The sequence below is a fragment of the Comamonas terrae genome (assembly GCF_001544075.1).
Taxonomy (GTDB): Bacteria; Pseudomonadota; Gammaproteobacteria; order Burkholderiales; family Burkholderiaceae_C; genus Comamonas; species Comamonas terrae.
In genome coordinates, this window is record NZ_BCNT01000018.1 from 50,969 (window position 1) to 63,789 (window position 12,821).

Sequence of the window (12,821 nt, forward strand, 5' to 3'; positions counted from 1 at the left end):
TTATATTTAATGATTTCTCTAGTAATAATCTTGTGCAAAGTGTACAGACAAAAGCATCTCTGTCTGGGGACGTACGGTACAAGTCCACCAGTTGCTGCAATTTGAATCCGCCATCAGAATTCAGCACAGTCGAAATGGCGTTGTCATCAATCACGATAGAAGAGAGGGTGTTCATGTCGGTTTTGGTAATACAGTGCCCGCATTGCGGGGCGGAAAAAATGACCTTCAAAGTGATGAAGTCGGTCGGACATCTGATTCCAGGACAGTCCTCCGTGATGGCGCTTTGTTCGGGCTGTGATGGACCTGTGCTGGCAACCCTTTTTGCTCCGCCGCACATGGGGGACAGGCTGGTTGAAATGCCCGGAAATCTTTTGCAGGAACGTGATTTCAGAGCCATTGGTATATGGCCTAAACCGCAAGAGCCTGAAGTACCTCAGGGCGTTCCGGATAAGGTTGCTCGTAGCTTTATAGAAGCCGCGAAATCACGGCGTGCACAGCTATGGAATGCAGCCTGTGGTAGTTATCGCCGTTGCATGGAACTGGCGTTAAAGGAGTTCGCTCCTGATGTCGAAGCATGGAAGCTGGAAAAGCGTATCGACAAGCTGGCGGCTGAGCATCGAATTACCCCAGCTCTTCAGACATGGGCCCATGAGTTGCGTCTGGATGGAAACGAGGCATTGCATGGCGATGATGACGCGACGGAGGATATGGCAGAGCAAATGCATCATCTGACTTATTTCCTGCTCACCTATTTGTACACTTTGCCAAATCAGATTGAAGAGGTTCGAGTGCGACGTGAAGCTGCATCAGAATAAATTTAATGAGCCATGCAAAGTATCCTGAATAATTTAACAGATGTATCTTGGTGGTTTACAAGCATATTTCCTCCTTTGCTGATAATTATTTTGGCAAAATTTTGGAAGTATTTTTTTAAAACTTCTAAGAGGCTATTTCGCACTACGCGTGCACGGTACTTGAAGAAGGTGAAAGAAAAAAGGCGTGATGACTTGCTGATTCAGAGAGAAATGTTTTCTGCTCAGGCCGCCTTCAATGTCTTTGTGATGTTTGTTTCGGCGGGATTTGTGATACTGGTTCTGAATCCATATTCAGGAATTAGTGGTAAGAGCTTGGCTTTTGTCATTATTGTTACTGCACCGATATTGATATCGGAATTCTTTTGGCTTAGCAAAGATAGCCGTGTGCAGGACTTAATTGTTCGACGCAAACGCTGGATGAAAGGGAAAAGGCAAACGAGACAAAGCACTCATGCATAAGCATGGTTTTTCCCCGGCAGTGTTTATGCCCGTCAGCCTGGCCAGCAAGGCTGTACCTTTGGCATGCCAGTCGGCATGCAGCACCATCTCGGTGGGCAGGTTGCGCAGGGCCAGCAGGTCGCGCTGTTGATCGGCGTTGAGGTTGCGTAGGTCTCTGGAAAGCAGTGCCTGCTCGCCGGCCAGCCGCACCAGTGCGTCACGGTCTGAGGTGTCGGTCATCAAGACTCCTTGGTGATGAAAAAAAGCCCGCCGGGTTTGGAACCTTGCGGGCTTTTGTTTGGGTGAGAGGAATGCCTTTTACAAAAAGGCCTGCCTCTGCGATCTGAGCGCATCGCGGTCGATGCTGGCGGCGAGCAGCTCCATGTCGGACGGGCTGACGCCCAGGGCGGTGAAGTGCGCGGCCCAGCGATCGACGGTGGCGGCCACTTGCCGTATCAGATCGATGGCGCGGGGCATTTTGATGCCGTATTCGTTGATCTGGGTGAGCGCGTTTTCCAGGCTGGATTCGGAGCCTGCGGTGCCCACGACGAGCGCCTGATAGCCCAGGTTTTGCAGGCTGGGCACCACGTCGTAGGCGGGCGTGAGGTCGTAGTAGCCGTCTGCCAGATTGAGGCTGATGCTGTGGTTGCGCTCGTGGTCGTCGGTGTTGTCCATGAGGATGTTGAAGACCATGCGTTTGAACAGTTCCTCGCGCATGGCGGCCTGCCGGTCCGGGTGGCCCAGCCGCAGCAGGATGGTGGCCAGATTGCCGTAGCTTTGTTCCAGGCCGGCAGCGCGCAGGGCGGTGTGGGCGGACTGGCAGTGCACGCGGTAGGGGCCCAGGCGGTCGAACCGCTCGATGGTGAGGGCGTGCCGTGCCTTGCCGTAGCGTGGCGGCAGTGGCAGCACGGCGGTGTCGGCCACGTACATGCCGGCCTGGGCAGCCAGCGTCATGGTGGCGTGCTCGATGAGCGGGGTGTCCACGGGGTCGTCCAGTTCGCTGAACTTGATGACGCAGGGGGCGTTGTCCGTCTGCAGCAATGCCTTGGGCCGCGCGCCGCCGAGGGTGACGCCGGGTTGGATGAGGCGTTGTATCTCTGCGGTGATCGGGGCCTGGGTCTGCACGTCTTCCACCGCAGCGGCGAGCTGTGCCAGATCCTTCAGTTGGGGATAGGGCCCCAGGTAGCGGGGGATGTATTGCTCTGCCGAGGTGGACACGCCCAGCGCGCCAAAACGGTCGTCGCCCGCGAAGAGCAGCATTTCCAGAATGGACAGGCGGGCAGGCCGGTCGATGTGGCGGATGATGCGCTCGCCCCAGCGGTCTGGGCGCGCGTCGTCGATCGCGCCGGGGGCGGTGTTCTTCTCGCCGGTGCTGAAAATTTGCCCCTGGACGATGGGCATGTCTTCGCTGAGCGCAAAGTTCCACCAGTCCGGCGTGTAGGTAAAAGTGGCGCAGTCCGCCACCAGCTGCGAGAGGCTGACCTCGCCCACCAGCGTGGGCGCCGCAGGGTTGACCATGGCCCACACATAGAGCTGATCTTGCGGCACATAGGTGCGTGGCGAGACGGCGGGGATGGCGGGGCGGGTCATTTTTTATCGGGCTTCGAGCCAGCCAGAAGGGCGGCAAGGCCGGCCGCTACGGGCGAGGTGCTGGATCGGGCGGATATCGAAGCCTGCGGCTTTCCCAATGCAACCGGTGCAAGGGGCGCTGGCCGGGCTACATGAGCCGGCCTGGCAGCACGCTTGCGCTTGATTCGCACTTTGGCCACTTCCTTCTCCAGCGCCGCATGGTCGTTCTGCGGCGCGATCAGATCGGCCAGCCCGCCGGCCTGATTGATCAGCCACATGCACATCACGTACGAGGCCATGGCGACGGACGGGTCGCCGCGCTCGATGCGGGCCATGGTGGGCTGCGAGATGCCCAGCTTCCTGGCCCACTGCGCCTGCGACTCGCCACGCCGTTTGCGGGCGATGACGATGTTCTGCGCAAGCTGCTCGATCTGCTGGAGCACGGCTTGCGGGTAGTCTGCGGGCGGTGTGTTCTGGCGTGGCATGCATAGATATTAGTGTTTTGACAGAAACATGTAAATCTATGAATCATTTTTGTCTCTGAAGCATTTGTTCGTGTGCGACAACAGCCGGCTCCACTGTTGCCCGCATTCATGTTTGATGCATAGATGTTGTTAAAAGTCTATTTTTGATTCATCTATGTATAAATTCATGCTTTCTGGCCATGAATTTGTGAGCGCGCTGCGCCCGCTCCAGCTGCGTTTGAAAGTAGTTTGATGCCGATAGCTTTGCCGGGCTGGCGGTAGCCGCTTTGCTTTCCATAGCGCGCAGCAGGCGGCTGCGCTGGCGGTCGCGGTGCTGCAGCTCGTGCAGCACGGTGTCGTGGGGCGTCATGGAATCAGGGGCGCGGCGGCCTCGAGGTGGATCCAGGCCAGGGCGATGCAGAAGCCCGCAATCAGCAACCACGCGGCGACGGCTGCTGCGGTGACAAGGCGGTATTTCGTCATCGGCATGCCCCGCGCTGGCAGATGCAGCTGATGGCCTTGCCCAGGTGGCCCAGCTCGGCAAAGCCGTGGTCGAAGGCCTCGGCCATGGAGCGCGCGCGGTGCAGGATGGACACGGCGCCGCAGGTGAGAACAAAGGTATGCATGGCGCGGCCTCGTCAGAACAGGGGCAGGGTGAGGTGGCCGGCCGTGCCGGCACGCACGCGGCGCACGGGCATCAAAGCCGGACGCTGGCGGGGCGGGCGAGGCGCCGGGGCCTGCAGCGCCGCCTGGGCGGCCAGCTGTTCGCGCGCCCTGGCAAAAGTGGCGGCCACGTCGGTGCTGACGGCATTGCTGTACTGGAACGCCTTGCTGGTGCAGGGCACGCTGGGCATGGTGATGCGGGCTGCTTGCATGGGAGGTCTCCGGTGAATGGCAAAAAGAAAAAGCCCACGCAGCGCTGGCTGGTGGGCTCGGGGTGTGTGTGCGGTGCTGCGCGTCAGGTGCCGGCAGCCGTGCCGGTGGCGGCCGGCTCTCGGGCCTGCTCCGTGCGGAAATCTGCCGGTAGCGGAAAGGTCGGGCTGGTCTGGATGAGTTCCAGCAGCCGCTGCTTGAAGGCTTTCTCGTCGTCGATGCCCGAGGCCTTGTAGTGCAAGGCTGCGGCCCGCCTCGACAATGGGGCGCGGCCGTAGATTTCGGCTGCCCAGTGCAATGCAAGAAAAATGGAGTCGTTCATGTCAGTACCTTTGAAAAATGTGTCAGCCGAAACGATTGAGATGGCCTTGGAAAAAGTGTTTGCGGAAATGCACGGCAAACCTGTCAGCGTGAAAATTGCAGAGCTGAAGTTCGACCCTAAGCAGGGCCGTACCGATGTGGCTGTGTCGGTGTGGGATGACACGACAGACGACCTATTTACAGGCTTCTAGATTCAGCCTGCTCCATAGAAGAAAGAGCCGATGCCTTTGCAGGCGTGCCAGAGGAAGTGAAGTGGAGGGAGGAGATGCCTCCGGCTCGGCGAAAACCGTTCAAACCGCAGCGCCCTGGTGCAAGGCGCTCTGGTCTGGCCCCGATGCGCTCGGGGCGGGCGGTGCCGGGATTCCAACCGGCGTTGCCGTTCTTGCTCTTGGCCGCATTCGCCTCACCCTTTTGACCGTGTACGCCCTTTGGCGGCTGGATACGGCGGGGATGCCGCGCAGAGCAGCGGCCATGCCCGCTGATGCGATGAAGCCCGGGGACGCTCCGCGTGGGTGGAGCGAACGACATAGGCATACGACTTTTGAAAGACCGGGCCTGACCCGGCCGATGCCGTGCGCCCATCGCGTCTGCAACCTGCTGTACCCCTGAAGCCAGTTCGCGTTGGCGTTGGTGGCATTGGCCCTGTGTTGGGGTGGTGGTTGCTGCGATGGATGAATTTAACCATAGTTAAATTATTTGTGTCAACCATGGTTAAATTTCTTTGTGAAGTTTTCTTCAATTCAAGAAGAGGGTGCAAAAAAGCCCGCTGTTGCGGGCTTGGGCTAAGGACTTGTTTCGACCTGCAGCAATCTGTGCCGCAACTTCGTAACCAAAGTCGCCCAGAATGCTCTCGAATTTTTGGAATTCAGCGCCACCGCTCCCTATGCTAGCCACTCATCGGGTCAAAGGAAATTAACGTTTTCAACTGTGTGGCGCTGATATGTAAAGCGAGTAGATTTCGCCCGGATCATCGAAGGGATAGAGCAGTCTCTTAAAAGTATTAATTCAATATTAAAGACTGATAATTTAAAACTGGTCACTTATATTTATAAGATCAATCACCAAAGCCTCAAGCATTGGATTCAACCAGTCCAATTCTTTTTGCTCTGCATGATCGAGCAGGAATGAAAATCCATGATCAGCTCTTTCAGCATGAGCTATTTTATTTCGGACGTAATACATGTACTTTATGCACAACGTCACAACCACATCACTGTTATTGATGGATGGAGCGGCTAGCTCTGTTTTAATGTGTGAGTCGACAGCGGTATAGTGTTTTTCTGCTTTAAGAAATTTTTCCCTAACGGTCAGAGTGTCCCGATAAATTGTCAGTATTCTGCTATCTTTAGTCCGTAAGATTGACTCTTTCAACGATTTTGTTCTTTTTGCCGTCGGGTAATTATTTTGCAGCATTAAGATCCACCGGACCTTTGTGCGAATCATTGCAGATGTTAAGCCGGATATTGAAGCGATGGCTAAAGGGTATGATGCTGGGTTTTGTCGAATATCATTTGCCAAGAAAATATGGCAGTCAGTGTCAGTGGTCTTTCCGCTGTAGGCTCTGTAAAGCGAGTTAAAGGCTCTCCATAGTCGATCAAAGCGATCGAAAACATTCCTTGCGTCATTTGCCTTAATCAAATGGGTAGTTGCATAAAGAACTGATCGCGCCACCGGGGTTTCTTCAAGTAATAAAATAGCCTTGAGTGGATCGATTTTGCTTACTGCTGAAAGATTGGCGCTTGCGTGGGTCGTCTGGGCAATATCCGCTGAAGGAACAGTCAATTCAGAAATAAATTTATCGTTTGATCCAAAACGACGAAGTATGAGATTCTTGATTTTTGCAGGCTTGCACGTTAATAAAAAATAAAGTGCAAGACCTTTTACAATAATTTTGTGAAAGGTGCTATTGTGGGATTTTAAAGGATCAGGTCCAATAGACGATCTAACGCAATTTATCAGTATCTTCTTATTTGTGATGAAGATTTTATCTGCATGGTTTCCAGAAGATCTTGTCTTTACAAATCCTGAATAGAGAACTGCGGTGGCTCCAGATACTGAAAGATTAATCTCTATTTCTAGGACAGACAATTTCTTCTCCAAAATCAATATAACGGTTCATCATTGTGCGATAAGTCGCATTTACTTTTAGACTAAGTGCGTAGATCACGACCTGACATGTTGGGAACTACAGTCTATGGCCGGAATCAGAAATTTAGTTGGAAAAGGCGCAGCCGCTTGGTTGAGTTACAGCTTCTGTCCATTCCATGCCCACACAACTCTGCCCAACACGCGAACCTGATGATCGCCATTCAGCTCGTCGACGGTCTTGATGTTGGGATTGTCCGAGCTGACCTCCAGTGAGCCGCTCATACGCATGCGTACGCGCTTGATAAAGGTCTGGCCATGCACGTCCAGCACATAGACGCCTTCATGGCTGGCAGGGTCGCGCGAGCCTACATCGACCAGCAGCACATCGCCGTCGCTGAAGGTGGGCGACATGCTTTCGCCTTGGGCGTGGATGAACTTCAGCTCCCGGATATTGCCGGGCTTGATGTACTGGTTGATCCAGTGTGCGGAGAGGGCCAGGTCGCCCACCACATAGTCCGCATCGAGCGTGTCATTGCCTTTGCCCATGCTGCCGCTGTTGGCCAGCAGGGGGATGCGCACCAAATCTTCGTTTTCCTCTGAAAAAACAATGCTGTTGGCGTTGCGAGCCATGTCACCCATGCCCGTTGCCAGCCAGTCCGACGCCACATTCAGACGTGCGGCGGCCTTGGCATTGTTTTCGGCGGTGAATGCCTTGCTCTCGCCTTCAAGGACTTTGCGCGCAGCCTGATAGGAGACGCCAACAGACCTCGCAAGCTCTGTGATGTCTACACCGGCAGCTTTCATTGCCTTCTCCAGGCGTTCTTTGTAATCAACCATGGTTGAAATCATGGCGGAATCAATACTAACTATGGTTGCTTTCATGTTTTAACTAAGGTTAAACTTGAGGCATGATGATCCGTAAAACAGAGGCCATAGAAATGCTGGGTGGCTCCACCAGAGAAGTGGCGGCCGCTTTGGGTGTGTCTTACCAAGCCGTCGACAAGTGGCCTGAGGTTCTCAGCGACAAGGTTGCAGACCGCGTTCTTGCTGCATGGACTCGTCGGAATGTCGAGGGCTTGCCGCCGCCGTTCGCAAAGTCAGTCGCTCTGCCGCAAGCCGGCCAGGAGACTGCTCATGGCTAAGCGCATCTCTCGCCGGCGTCGCAAGCTCGCTGCGCCCAGAGGCTTCGAAGTTTTGCCATCGGATGGGCGTCGTTTCATGGTTTTGCGGCTGCGATCCGGGCGCAAGGTGGTGCAGCGGACTTTCACCAGCAGCGAGGTGGACTTTTTGATCTGGATGCTGGCCTGGGTGAGCTGGAACTCTGACGAGGCCAAGACACCCGGGCAGGCGCTGCTGCTGGCGTATGAGCGCGGCAGAGGCATTTCGCCCCCTGTTGTGCCGGATGCAGAGAGGTAGACGGCCATGTCGCTAGTCCATACCGGCTTGAAGCGCGCTGACCTGGTTGCGAATTGCGTTGAGCAGGCTGTAGCGCATCTCGCGCATGAGGCCATCGGCGCCGCCTTGCTGGCTCTGGTGCCTGCGGGCGCTGAAGTAAATGGCGGCGCGACTGCGCAGTTTGTTGGCCTGATCGGTGATGTAGCTGTCGTGCCCGCCCAACTGACCTGCCAAAAACCTGATGCGATCCAGTTTCTGCGTATCTGGCGCGGGCATAGCGTTGGCCAGCAGTTCCTCGATTTCGTCGCAGATGGTGAGGGCCTCTTTCAATGACTGATTCATGTGCTGATCCTTTTTCGACCCGTCTGGTCAAGGTGATTTGGGCTGTGCTTTCCAGTCTTCTCATATCGGCGCTTGGCCGCTCAACAAACGAAGGTAGGTGTCTGTGAACTCTGGTGAACGTCTTTTATGGATCATTTTCTCGTTGAGCATGTTCATGTCGACTGTTCTGGTGAAGGCTGGTGCGCTGCATCGCTTCTGGCCTGATCACTTCGCGCCGCCGGAAATCTGCATGAAGCAGGCGCAACCACGGCAAGTGCCCGAAGTGGTGGAGCGGGAATCTCATGACTAAGCGCATCTCTCGCCGGCGTCGCAAATTTGCTGCACGTCACACTCGCCCAGTTGCGGTCCACCGCTATCACCACATGTGGGTTCGGCAATGGCGAGCGCAGCGCAGAGAGCTGGCCTTTTGCCTTGAGACAAGCGATTTTGTTGACCAGGTGCGTGATGGCTTCATGCGTCTGACGCTTCGAGTGGGCAAACGCAAGCTGACCTATGCGTTTAGCCGCGCAGAGGTGGGCGAACTGCTTCGGATGATGGCTGGGCGCTTGCCAGAAGCCGGTCAGCCATGGCCTGAGAGGTTGGCCGCTGCGTTGAGGTGGGCCCCACCGGGCTATGAATGGTGGGAAGGGGCGTGAGGATGTCACTCCCGTCTTCCTTCTGCATGCATGTGGTTGACATGTTCCCGGATGCGCTGCGGCATGGAGTAGGCCGCCGTTTGCTTATCTTGCTGGTTACTGGTGGAAGGGCTTTTGGTCAACAGGTTTCCGCTGAAGTAGTTGCGCGCGGCGCGTTCCAGTTTGTCCGTGTATTGGGCGATCTCCCCTGCCGGGCAAAGACTCCGAAGTTCGAAGCACATCTGGCGCACTTGCAAGAGAGCGCTAGCGTTTTTGCCTGGGTAGTTGTTGGTGATGACATGCGTGAGGTCATCACACAGTTGGTGGATGCGTTGCAGAGGGGGGCTCTTCATGGTTGAGGCTTTCGCTCTGGGAGTGGCTCGTACCTTTAATGATGCCAGCACACGCCATCACGTCAGCACCCGCACCGCCACACGCTGGAGCTCTTCGATCACGGGCAGGGGCACGCTGCCGGTGCGCAGCATTTCGTGGATGCACTGGTTGTTCCAACGGGCGACTTTGCGGGTGGTGAAGCTGTCGCGGCCTTCGACGTCGAGGACGAAGACGATTTGCTGCAGCAGCAGCTCCATGGCGTGGGCCCACTCGGGTGTGGGGACGACGGGGGTCTGCCTGGCTGTCTGTACAGCGGCCGTCAGCGATGCGCCTGAGAAGTGAGGTGTGGTCATGAGAAGCAGTGTCTCTTTCCCTCCCCACGCAAACAATGGCGAAGCAGACCGCCCAAACGACATGCGGATGCCGGCCGATGTGACGGATGCGGCATACCTGATCGCACACAACCACCCCGGCGGCGTGCGCGTGCTGGCCGAGCGCATGGGCGTGAGCGCCAATACGCTGCAGAACAAGCTGAACCCGAACAACACGACGCATCACCTGACGCTGCGCGAGTCTGTGGCGCTGCAGGTGATGTCAGGCAACCCGGCAATTCTGCATGCCATGGCGGCGGCCCTGGGCTACACCTGCGTGCCCGCGCTGCCGGACCAGGCCGCGGGCGACCCGGTGGAGGCGTTTGTGGCCTTGCAGCAGGAGGTGGGCGAGTTCACGTCCGCAGCGGCAGACGCCTTTCGCGGCGGCAAGGCCATGGTGAGCCGAAACGAGATCAAGCGGCTGCAGTACCGCTACAACGAGCTGATATCGGCCTTGAACCAGTTGCTGGCCACGGCGGCAGCGCGCGTGCCGGCGCCGGTGGAGGAGGGCTGATATGCATATCCAGCTGAGCGCACGGGTGCTGAACCAGGCGGAGCTGCTGCGGCAGATTCACGGCCTGACGGGCGCACAGGCCGCCAAGGCCTATGCCAAGGCGTTGAACGATACGGGCTTCGAGATCCGCCGTGCGATGCAGGACGAGATGCGCGCGGTGTTCGACCGGCCTACGGATTACATCCTGCGTAGCCCGTTTGTGCGCATGGCCACGGCCGCCAGGCTGAGCGTGACGATCGAGCCGACCTATATGGGCGGCAAGGGGATCGATCCGCAAAAGATTCTGGATGCCCAGGCCTGGGGCGGCCGCCGGCGTGACAAGCGCAGCGAGGTGGCACTGAAGCGTGCGGGCATCCTGCCTGCCGGATATCAGACGGCGATACCCGATGAGGCCAGAGGCGGCCCTTACCCCGGCAGCGATGACGGCAAGGGCAACCTGCGCGGGTCGTTTCTGGTGCAGCTGATCAGCTACTTCCAGGCGTTTGGAGAGCAAGGCTACAAGGCCAACATGAGCGCCAAGGGCTATCTGCGCGTGCACCGCGGCACGAAGAAGCTGGCGGGCCGCCGCTATTTCGTGGCCTATGGCAAGACACGTGGCGGGCCTCGCATCACCCAGAAGGGCGAGCAGGACGAGCGCACGGCGCACCTGGCCCCTGGCATCTGGGCGGCCAGCGGCACGGGCGGCGCCGATGTGCGCCCGGTGCTGATGTTTGTACGGCCGGGCCGGGGTTACCAGCCGCGCTTTGACATGGACAAGGTGGCCAAGCGTGCTGACGCCACAGCCTATCTGGAGCGCCGTATCCGCTACCGCTTGCGCGAGGCCGCAGGCGTATGACTTCCATGAACCCGGCAACGAATTTGAGCGCAGGCGTGCAGCCGCCTGTGCAGATATCAGGAGGTTTGACCATGCAGCCATCCCAACCCGTAGTGACTGGGCGCGACACCAGCGCCGAGGCGTTTGCCGCTCTGGGCAACGAAACGCGCCGCCGTTTGCACGAGCGCCTTTACGAGTCGCTGCGCCATGCCCACCAGCACGGCGTGCGCGACATGAGCCGGCGCGAGCTGCGCGATTACCACAACACCCAGACGGGCGAGTGGCTGGAGCTGTGCAGCGTGGCCAGCACCGTCAATGCCTTGCTGGCTGCCGGACGGCTGGAGGAGGGCACCGCGCGCCGCTGCAGCCTGTCGCCGCGCCAGCGTGACGTGATGCCTGTGCGCTGCAAGGCGCGACAAACGGCCTTGGCCTGATCGGGAGAGAAGTATGAGCACCATCATCATGTCGGCCTGCTGGCCGCTGCAGGGCATGTCTGCTGCGCAAAAGGCGGTTCTGATATCGCTGGCAGACCAGTCCAACGACGACGGCGTGTGCTGGCCCGGCATCGGCACCATTGCCCGGCGTACCTGCCTGTCGGAGCGGGCCGTGCAAGAGGCGCTGTCGTGGCTGCAGAAGGTCGGTCTGGTCTTTCGGGAATATCGCCTGAATGCCAGCACCAGCTACACCATCACGCCGGGCAGTTTCGACCCGACCAAGGCGCCTGTCGGTCGCAGCCGGAGCAAGGCAGGTGGTGCAGATGGCGCACCCCCCGCAGATAGCGCACCCCCCGCATCAGGCGCACCAGGGGGTGAACCAGGCGCACCTGTACCCCCGCACCAGGCGCACCCCAGGGGTGAACCAGGCGCACCCAAATCATCATTGAACCGTCATAGGAACCATCAAAGAACCAGCACACCTGCGCTCGAGCGCGCAGGACCTGTTGCCCAACCGGATGACGTGACCGACCAGACCTGGGCCGACTGGCTGCAGCTGCGCAAGGTCAAACGGGCACCGGTGACGGAGACCGTGCTGAAGGGCGCCAAGGCAGAGGCGGCAAAGGCCGGCATGACGCTGGAGGCCTTTCTGCAGCTGTGGTGCATACGCGGCTCGCAAGGGCTGCAGGCCGCATGGCTCAGGCCTGCTGCAGCGCCGGCGGGTGGTCGTGCGCCGGCGTTCAATGCGAACAAGCACGCAGCTGCGGCCGCAACGATCTTCGACGGGGTTTGGGATGCATGACGTGGCGACGTTGACGGCTGAAGCGATCCAGCAAGCGCAGGCACGCGCCGCGGATCCGGCAGATGGGCCGCAGGTCAGCACGGTGGTGCGCAAGCTTTTCGTTCTGCTGCAGGGCAGCTACGGCAGCCTGTTCCTCGGCAAGTTCGCCACGGGCCTGAAGGACGGGCAGGGTCACGACAAGGGCATCCGTGCGGCCATGAACGTCTGGCAGGCGCGCCTGGGTCGCTTTCCTGCCGATGTGCTGGAGGCCGCGGCCGCCCGCCTGGCAGCAGAGCACCCCGACTTCCCGCCCAACCTGCCGCAGTTCGAGCTGATGTGCGATGCCGCCATGCCGCGTCAGACCTATGCCCAGCAGCAGGGCCTGCCTGCCTTGCCCGCGCCAGTGGCCGCGCCGCCTGTGAAGGTCAACCTGAAGGAGCGCAATGACGGCAAGGATTGGGCACGCCGCATCGTGGCCCGCATGGAGGGTGGCGACACCAGCATCTCGTACTACGCCGGCAAGTCGGCCCGCGTGGCCCTGGGCCTGGAGGTGAAGGTTTGATGTGCTGCGCAAAAAATAGGCAGATCGAGGATCGCGGGTCCTTCCGCCGAGCCTCTGAAGCGGGTAATTCGAGCCGCGTTGTCGGACTGTTTT

General features: G+C 58.5%; 23 protein-coding genes. 10 read left to right on the plus strand and 13 right to left on the minus strand.

The genetic code is table 11. From position 1 onward, the window contains the following. Positions 1-101 precede the first annotated feature (101 nt). Entirely contained in the window at positions 102-815 is a 714-nt protein-coding gene (locus Cte04_RS22075) for a DUF4145 domain-containing protein (protein WP_245633440.1), read from the plus strand. A 393-nt stretch (positions 816-1,208) separates the two neighbouring features. On the opposite strand, the gene Cte04_RS18865 is transcribed toward Cte04_RS22075, so the two are convergent. The 8 genes from Cte04_RS18865 to Cte04_RS18895 form a co-directional block, all read right to left on the minus strand. Next, on the minus strand, positions 1,209-1,493 hold the full coding sequence (locus tag Cte04_RS18865) for a hypothetical protein (protein WP_066482531.1): 285 nt from the start codon (positions 1,491-1,493) through the stop codon (positions 1,209-1,211). A gap of 78 nt (positions 1,494-1,571) precedes the next feature. Then, a complete protein-coding gene (locus Cte04_RS18870; RefSeq protein WP_066482539.1) occupies positions 1,572-2,843 on the minus strand; it encodes a type II toxin-antitoxin system HipA family toxin in 1,272 nt (423 codons plus the stop codon). Further along, a complete protein-coding gene (locus tag Cte04_RS18875) occupies positions 2,840-3,307 on the minus strand; it encodes a helix-turn-helix transcriptional regulator (RefSeq protein ID WP_066482550.1) in 468 nt (155 codons plus the stop codon). The genes Cte04_RS18870 and Cte04_RS18875 overlap by 4 nt, the downstream gene beginning before the upstream one ends. A gap of 148 nt (positions 3,308-3,455) precedes the next feature. Continuing rightward, positions 3,456-3,656 (minus strand): hypothetical protein, encoded by a 201-nt coding sequence (locus Cte04_RS18880; protein ID WP_066482555.1) that lies wholly within the window; start codon positions 3,654-3,656, stop codon positions 3,456-3,458. Then, complete coding sequence (locus Cte04_RS22185) at positions 3,653-3,775, minus strand: hypothetical protein (protein WP_281178789.1); 123 nt, start codon at positions 3,773-3,775, stop codon at positions 3,653-3,655. Before Cte04_RS22185 ends, Cte04_RS18880 begins: the two co-directional genes overlap by 4 nt. Further along, the gene (locus Cte04_RS18885) at positions 3,766-3,912 is read right to left on the minus strand and encodes a hypothetical protein (RefSeq protein WP_157082161.1); all 147 of its coding nucleotides are present in this window, start codon (positions 3,910-3,912) and stop codon (positions 3,766-3,768) included. Before Cte04_RS18885 ends, Cte04_RS22185 begins: the two co-directional genes overlap by 10 nt. Before the next feature lie 12 nt (positions 3,913-3,924). Further along, the gene (locus Cte04_RS18890) at positions 3,925-4,161 is read right to left on the minus strand and encodes a hypothetical protein (RefSeq protein WP_066482559.1); all 237 of its coding nucleotides are present in this window, start codon (positions 4,159-4,161) and stop codon (positions 3,925-3,927) included. 83 nt (positions 4,162-4,244) lie between these two features. Continuing rightward, entirely contained in the window at positions 4,245-4,481 is a 237-nt protein-coding gene (locus Cte04_RS18895) for a hypothetical protein (RefSeq protein ID WP_157082163.1), read from the minus strand. Between Cte04_RS18895 and Cte04_RS18900 the strand changes: the two genes are divergently transcribed. After that, a complete protein-coding gene (locus tag Cte04_RS18900; protein ID WP_157082165.1) occupies positions 4,480-4,671 on the plus strand; it encodes a hypothetical protein in 192 nt (63 codons plus the stop codon). The genes Cte04_RS18895 and Cte04_RS18900 overlap by 2 nt on opposite strands. 835 nt (positions 4,672-5,506) lie before the next feature. Here the strand turns inward: Cte04_RS18900 and Cte04_RS18905 are convergent. Together Cte04_RS18905 and Cte04_RS18910 are read right to left on the minus strand one after the other, a co-directional pair. Continuing rightward, positions 5,507-6,568 (minus strand): hypothetical protein, encoded by a 1,062-nt coding sequence (locus Cte04_RS18905; protein WP_157082167.1) that lies wholly within the window; start codon positions 6,566-6,568, stop codon positions 5,507-5,509. 156 nt (positions 6,569-6,724) lie between these two features. Further along, complete coding sequence (locus tag Cte04_RS18910; RefSeq protein ID WP_245633441.1) at positions 6,725-7,450, minus strand: LexA family transcriptional regulator; 726 nt, start codon at positions 7,448-7,450, stop codon at positions 6,725-6,727. A 26-nt stretch (positions 7,451-7,476) separates the two neighbouring features. Here Cte04_RS18910 and Cte04_RS18915 point away from each other — a divergent pair, with 26 nt between their 5' ends. Continuing rightward, entirely contained in the window at positions 7,477-7,710 is a 234-nt protein-coding gene (locus Cte04_RS18915; RefSeq protein WP_066482571.1) for a helix-turn-helix domain-containing protein, read from the plus strand. Continuing rightward, positions 7,703-7,984 carry a hypothetical protein gene (locus tag Cte04_RS18920; RefSeq protein ID WP_157082169.1) on the plus strand — a complete coding sequence of 94 codons (282 nt, stop codon included), beginning with the start codon at positions 7,703-7,705 and terminating at the stop codon, positions 7,982-7,984. Before Cte04_RS18915 ends, Cte04_RS18920 begins: the two co-directional genes overlap by 8 nt. 12 nt (positions 7,985-7,996) lie before the next feature. Here the strand turns inward: Cte04_RS18920 and Cte04_RS18925 are convergent, their stop codons facing one another. Next, on the minus strand, positions 7,997-8,305 hold the full coding sequence (locus Cte04_RS18925) for a hypothetical protein (RefSeq protein ID WP_066482576.1): 309 nt from the start codon (positions 8,303-8,305) through the stop codon (positions 7,997-7,999). 154 nt (positions 8,306-8,459) lie between these two features. Between Cte04_RS18925 and Cte04_RS22190 the strand changes: the two genes are divergently transcribed. Further along, positions 8,460-8,594: a hypothetical protein gene (locus Cte04_RS22190; protein ID WP_281178790.1), complete on the plus strand. Its 135-nt coding sequence runs from the start codon at positions 8,460-8,462 to the stop codon at positions 8,592-8,594. Positions 8,595-8,945: 351 nt separating this feature from the next. Here Cte04_RS22190 and Cte04_RS18930 read toward each other — a convergent pair whose 3' ends face one another. Together Cte04_RS18930 and Cte04_RS18935 are read right to left on the minus strand one after the other, a co-directional pair. Then, positions 8,946-9,272 carry a hypothetical protein gene (locus Cte04_RS18930; protein WP_066482578.1) on the minus strand — a complete coding sequence of 109 codons (327 nt, stop codon included), beginning with the start codon at positions 9,270-9,272 and terminating at the stop codon, positions 8,946-8,948. Between the two features lie 57 nt (positions 9,273-9,329). Next, complete coding sequence (locus Cte04_RS18935; protein ID WP_066482582.1) at positions 9,330-9,605, minus strand: hypothetical protein; 276 nt, start codon at positions 9,603-9,605, stop codon at positions 9,330-9,332. Positions 9,606-9,666: 61 nt separating this feature from the next. Here Cte04_RS18935 and Cte04_RS18940 point away from each other — a divergent pair, with 61 nt between their 5' ends. The 5 genes from Cte04_RS18940 to Cte04_RS18960 all read left to right on the plus strand — a co-directional run bounded on the left by Cte04_RS18940 (position 9,667) and on the right by Cte04_RS18960 (position 12,728). Beyond that, the gene (locus tag Cte04_RS18940; RefSeq protein ID WP_087864709.1) at positions 9,667-10,137 is read left to right on the plus strand and encodes a phage regulatory CII family protein; all 471 of its coding nucleotides are present in this window, start codon (positions 9,667-9,669) and stop codon (positions 10,135-10,137) included. 1 nt (position 10,138) lies between these two features. Beyond that, positions 10,139-10,972 carry a hypothetical protein gene (locus tag Cte04_RS18945; protein WP_066482584.1) on the plus strand — a complete coding sequence of 278 codons (834 nt, stop codon included), beginning with the start codon at positions 10,139-10,141 and terminating at the stop codon, positions 10,970-10,972. A 71-nt stretch (positions 10,973-11,043) separates the two neighbouring features. Beyond that, positions 11,044-11,385: a hypothetical protein gene (locus Cte04_RS18950; protein ID WP_066482586.1), complete on the plus strand. Its 342-nt coding sequence runs from the start codon at positions 11,044-11,046 to the stop codon at positions 11,383-11,385. 13 nt (positions 11,386-11,398) lie between these two features. Beyond that, positions 11,399-12,187 (plus strand): helix-turn-helix domain-containing protein, encoded by a 789-nt coding sequence (locus Cte04_RS18955; RefSeq protein ID WP_083526753.1) that lies wholly within the window; start codon positions 11,399-11,401, stop codon positions 12,185-12,187. Then, positions 12,180-12,728 carry a hypothetical protein gene (locus tag Cte04_RS18960; RefSeq protein WP_066482594.1) on the plus strand — a complete coding sequence of 183 codons (549 nt, stop codon included), beginning with the start codon at positions 12,180-12,182 and terminating at the stop codon, positions 12,726-12,728. Before Cte04_RS18955 ends, Cte04_RS18960 begins: the two co-directional genes overlap by 8 nt. Positions 12,729-12,821: the final 93 nt, after the last annotated feature.

Bases quoted from the DNA above. Each gene is read 5' to 3' on its own strand.
- Cte04_RS18930 (WP_066482578.1), bottom strand. From the start codon at position 9,272: ATGAAGAGCCCCCCTCTGCAACGCATCCACCAACTGTGTGATGACCTC.
- Cte04_RS18910 (WP_245633441.1), bottom strand. From the start codon at position 7,450: ATGAAAGCAACCATAGTTAGTATTGATTCCGCCATGATTTCAACCATG.
- Cte04_RS18900 (WP_157082165.1), top strand. From the start codon at position 4,480: ATGTCAGTACCTTTGAAAAATGTGTCAGCCGAAACGATTGAGATGGCC.
- Cte04_RS22190 (WP_281178790.1), top strand. From the start codon at position 8,460: ATGTCGACTGTTCTGGTGAAGGCTGGTGCGCTGCATCGCTTCTGGCCT.
- Cte04_RS18935 (WP_066482582.1), bottom strand. From the start codon at position 9,605: ATGACCACACCTCACTTCTCAGGCGCATCGCTGACGGCCGCTGTACAG.
- Cte04_RS18875 (WP_066482550.1), bottom strand. From the start codon at position 3,307: ATGCCACGCCAGAACACACCGCCCGCAGACTACCCGCAAGCCGTGCTC.
- Cte04_RS18865 (WP_066482531.1), bottom strand. From the start codon at position 1,493: ATGACCGACACCTCAGACCGTGACGCACTGGTGCGGCTGGCCGGCGAG.
- Cte04_RS18955 (WP_083526753.1), top strand. From the start codon at position 11,399: ATGAGCACCATCATCATGTCGGCCTGCTGGCCGCTGCAGGGCATGTCT.
- Cte04_RS18925 (WP_066482576.1), bottom strand. From the start codon at position 8,305: ATGAATCAGTCATTGAAAGAGGCCCTCACCATCTGCGACGAAATCGAG.
- Cte04_RS18885 (WP_157082161.1), bottom strand. From the start codon at position 3,912: ATGCATACCTTTGTTCTCACCTGCGGCGCCGTGTCCATCCTGCACCGC.
- Cte04_RS18895 (WP_157082163.1), bottom strand. From the start codon at position 4,481: ATGAACGACTCCATTTTTCTTGCATTGCACTGGGCAGCCGAAATCTAC.
- Cte04_RS18890 (WP_066482559.1), bottom strand. From the start codon at position 4,161: ATGCAAGCAGCCCGCATCACCATGCCCAGCGTGCCCTGCACCAGCAAG.
- Cte04_RS18950 (WP_066482586.1), top strand. From the start codon at position 11,044: ATGCAGCCATCCCAACCCGTAGTGACTGGGCGCGACACCAGCGCCGAG.
- Cte04_RS18915 (WP_066482571.1), top strand. From the start codon at position 7,477: ATGATGATCCGTAAAACAGAGGCCATAGAAATGCTGGGTGGCTCCACC.
- Cte04_RS18960 (WP_066482594.1), top strand. From the start codon at position 12,180: ATGCATGACGTGGCGACGTTGACGGCTGAAGCGATCCAGCAAGCGCAG.
- Cte04_RS22185 (WP_281178789.1), bottom strand. From the start codon at position 3,775: ATGCCGATGACGAAATACCGCCTTGTCACCGCAGCAGCCGTCGCCGCG.
- Cte04_RS18945 (WP_066482584.1), top strand. From the start codon at position 10,139: ATGCATATCCAGCTGAGCGCACGGGTGCTGAACCAGGCGGAGCTGCTG.
- Cte04_RS18870 (WP_066482539.1), bottom strand. From the start codon at position 2,843: ATGACCCGCCCCGCCATCCCCGCCGTCTCGCCACGCACCTATGTGCCG.
- Cte04_RS18940 (WP_087864709.1), top strand. From the start codon at position 9,667: ATGCGGATGCCGGCCGATGTGACGGATGCGGCATACCTGATCGCACAC.
- Cte04_RS18880 (WP_066482555.1), bottom strand. From the start codon at position 3,656: ATGACGCCCCACGACACCGTGCTGCACGAGCTGCAGCACCGCGACCGC.
- Cte04_RS18920 (WP_157082169.1), top strand. From the start codon at position 7,703: ATGGCTAAGCGCATCTCTCGCCGGCGTCGCAAGCTCGCTGCGCCCAGA.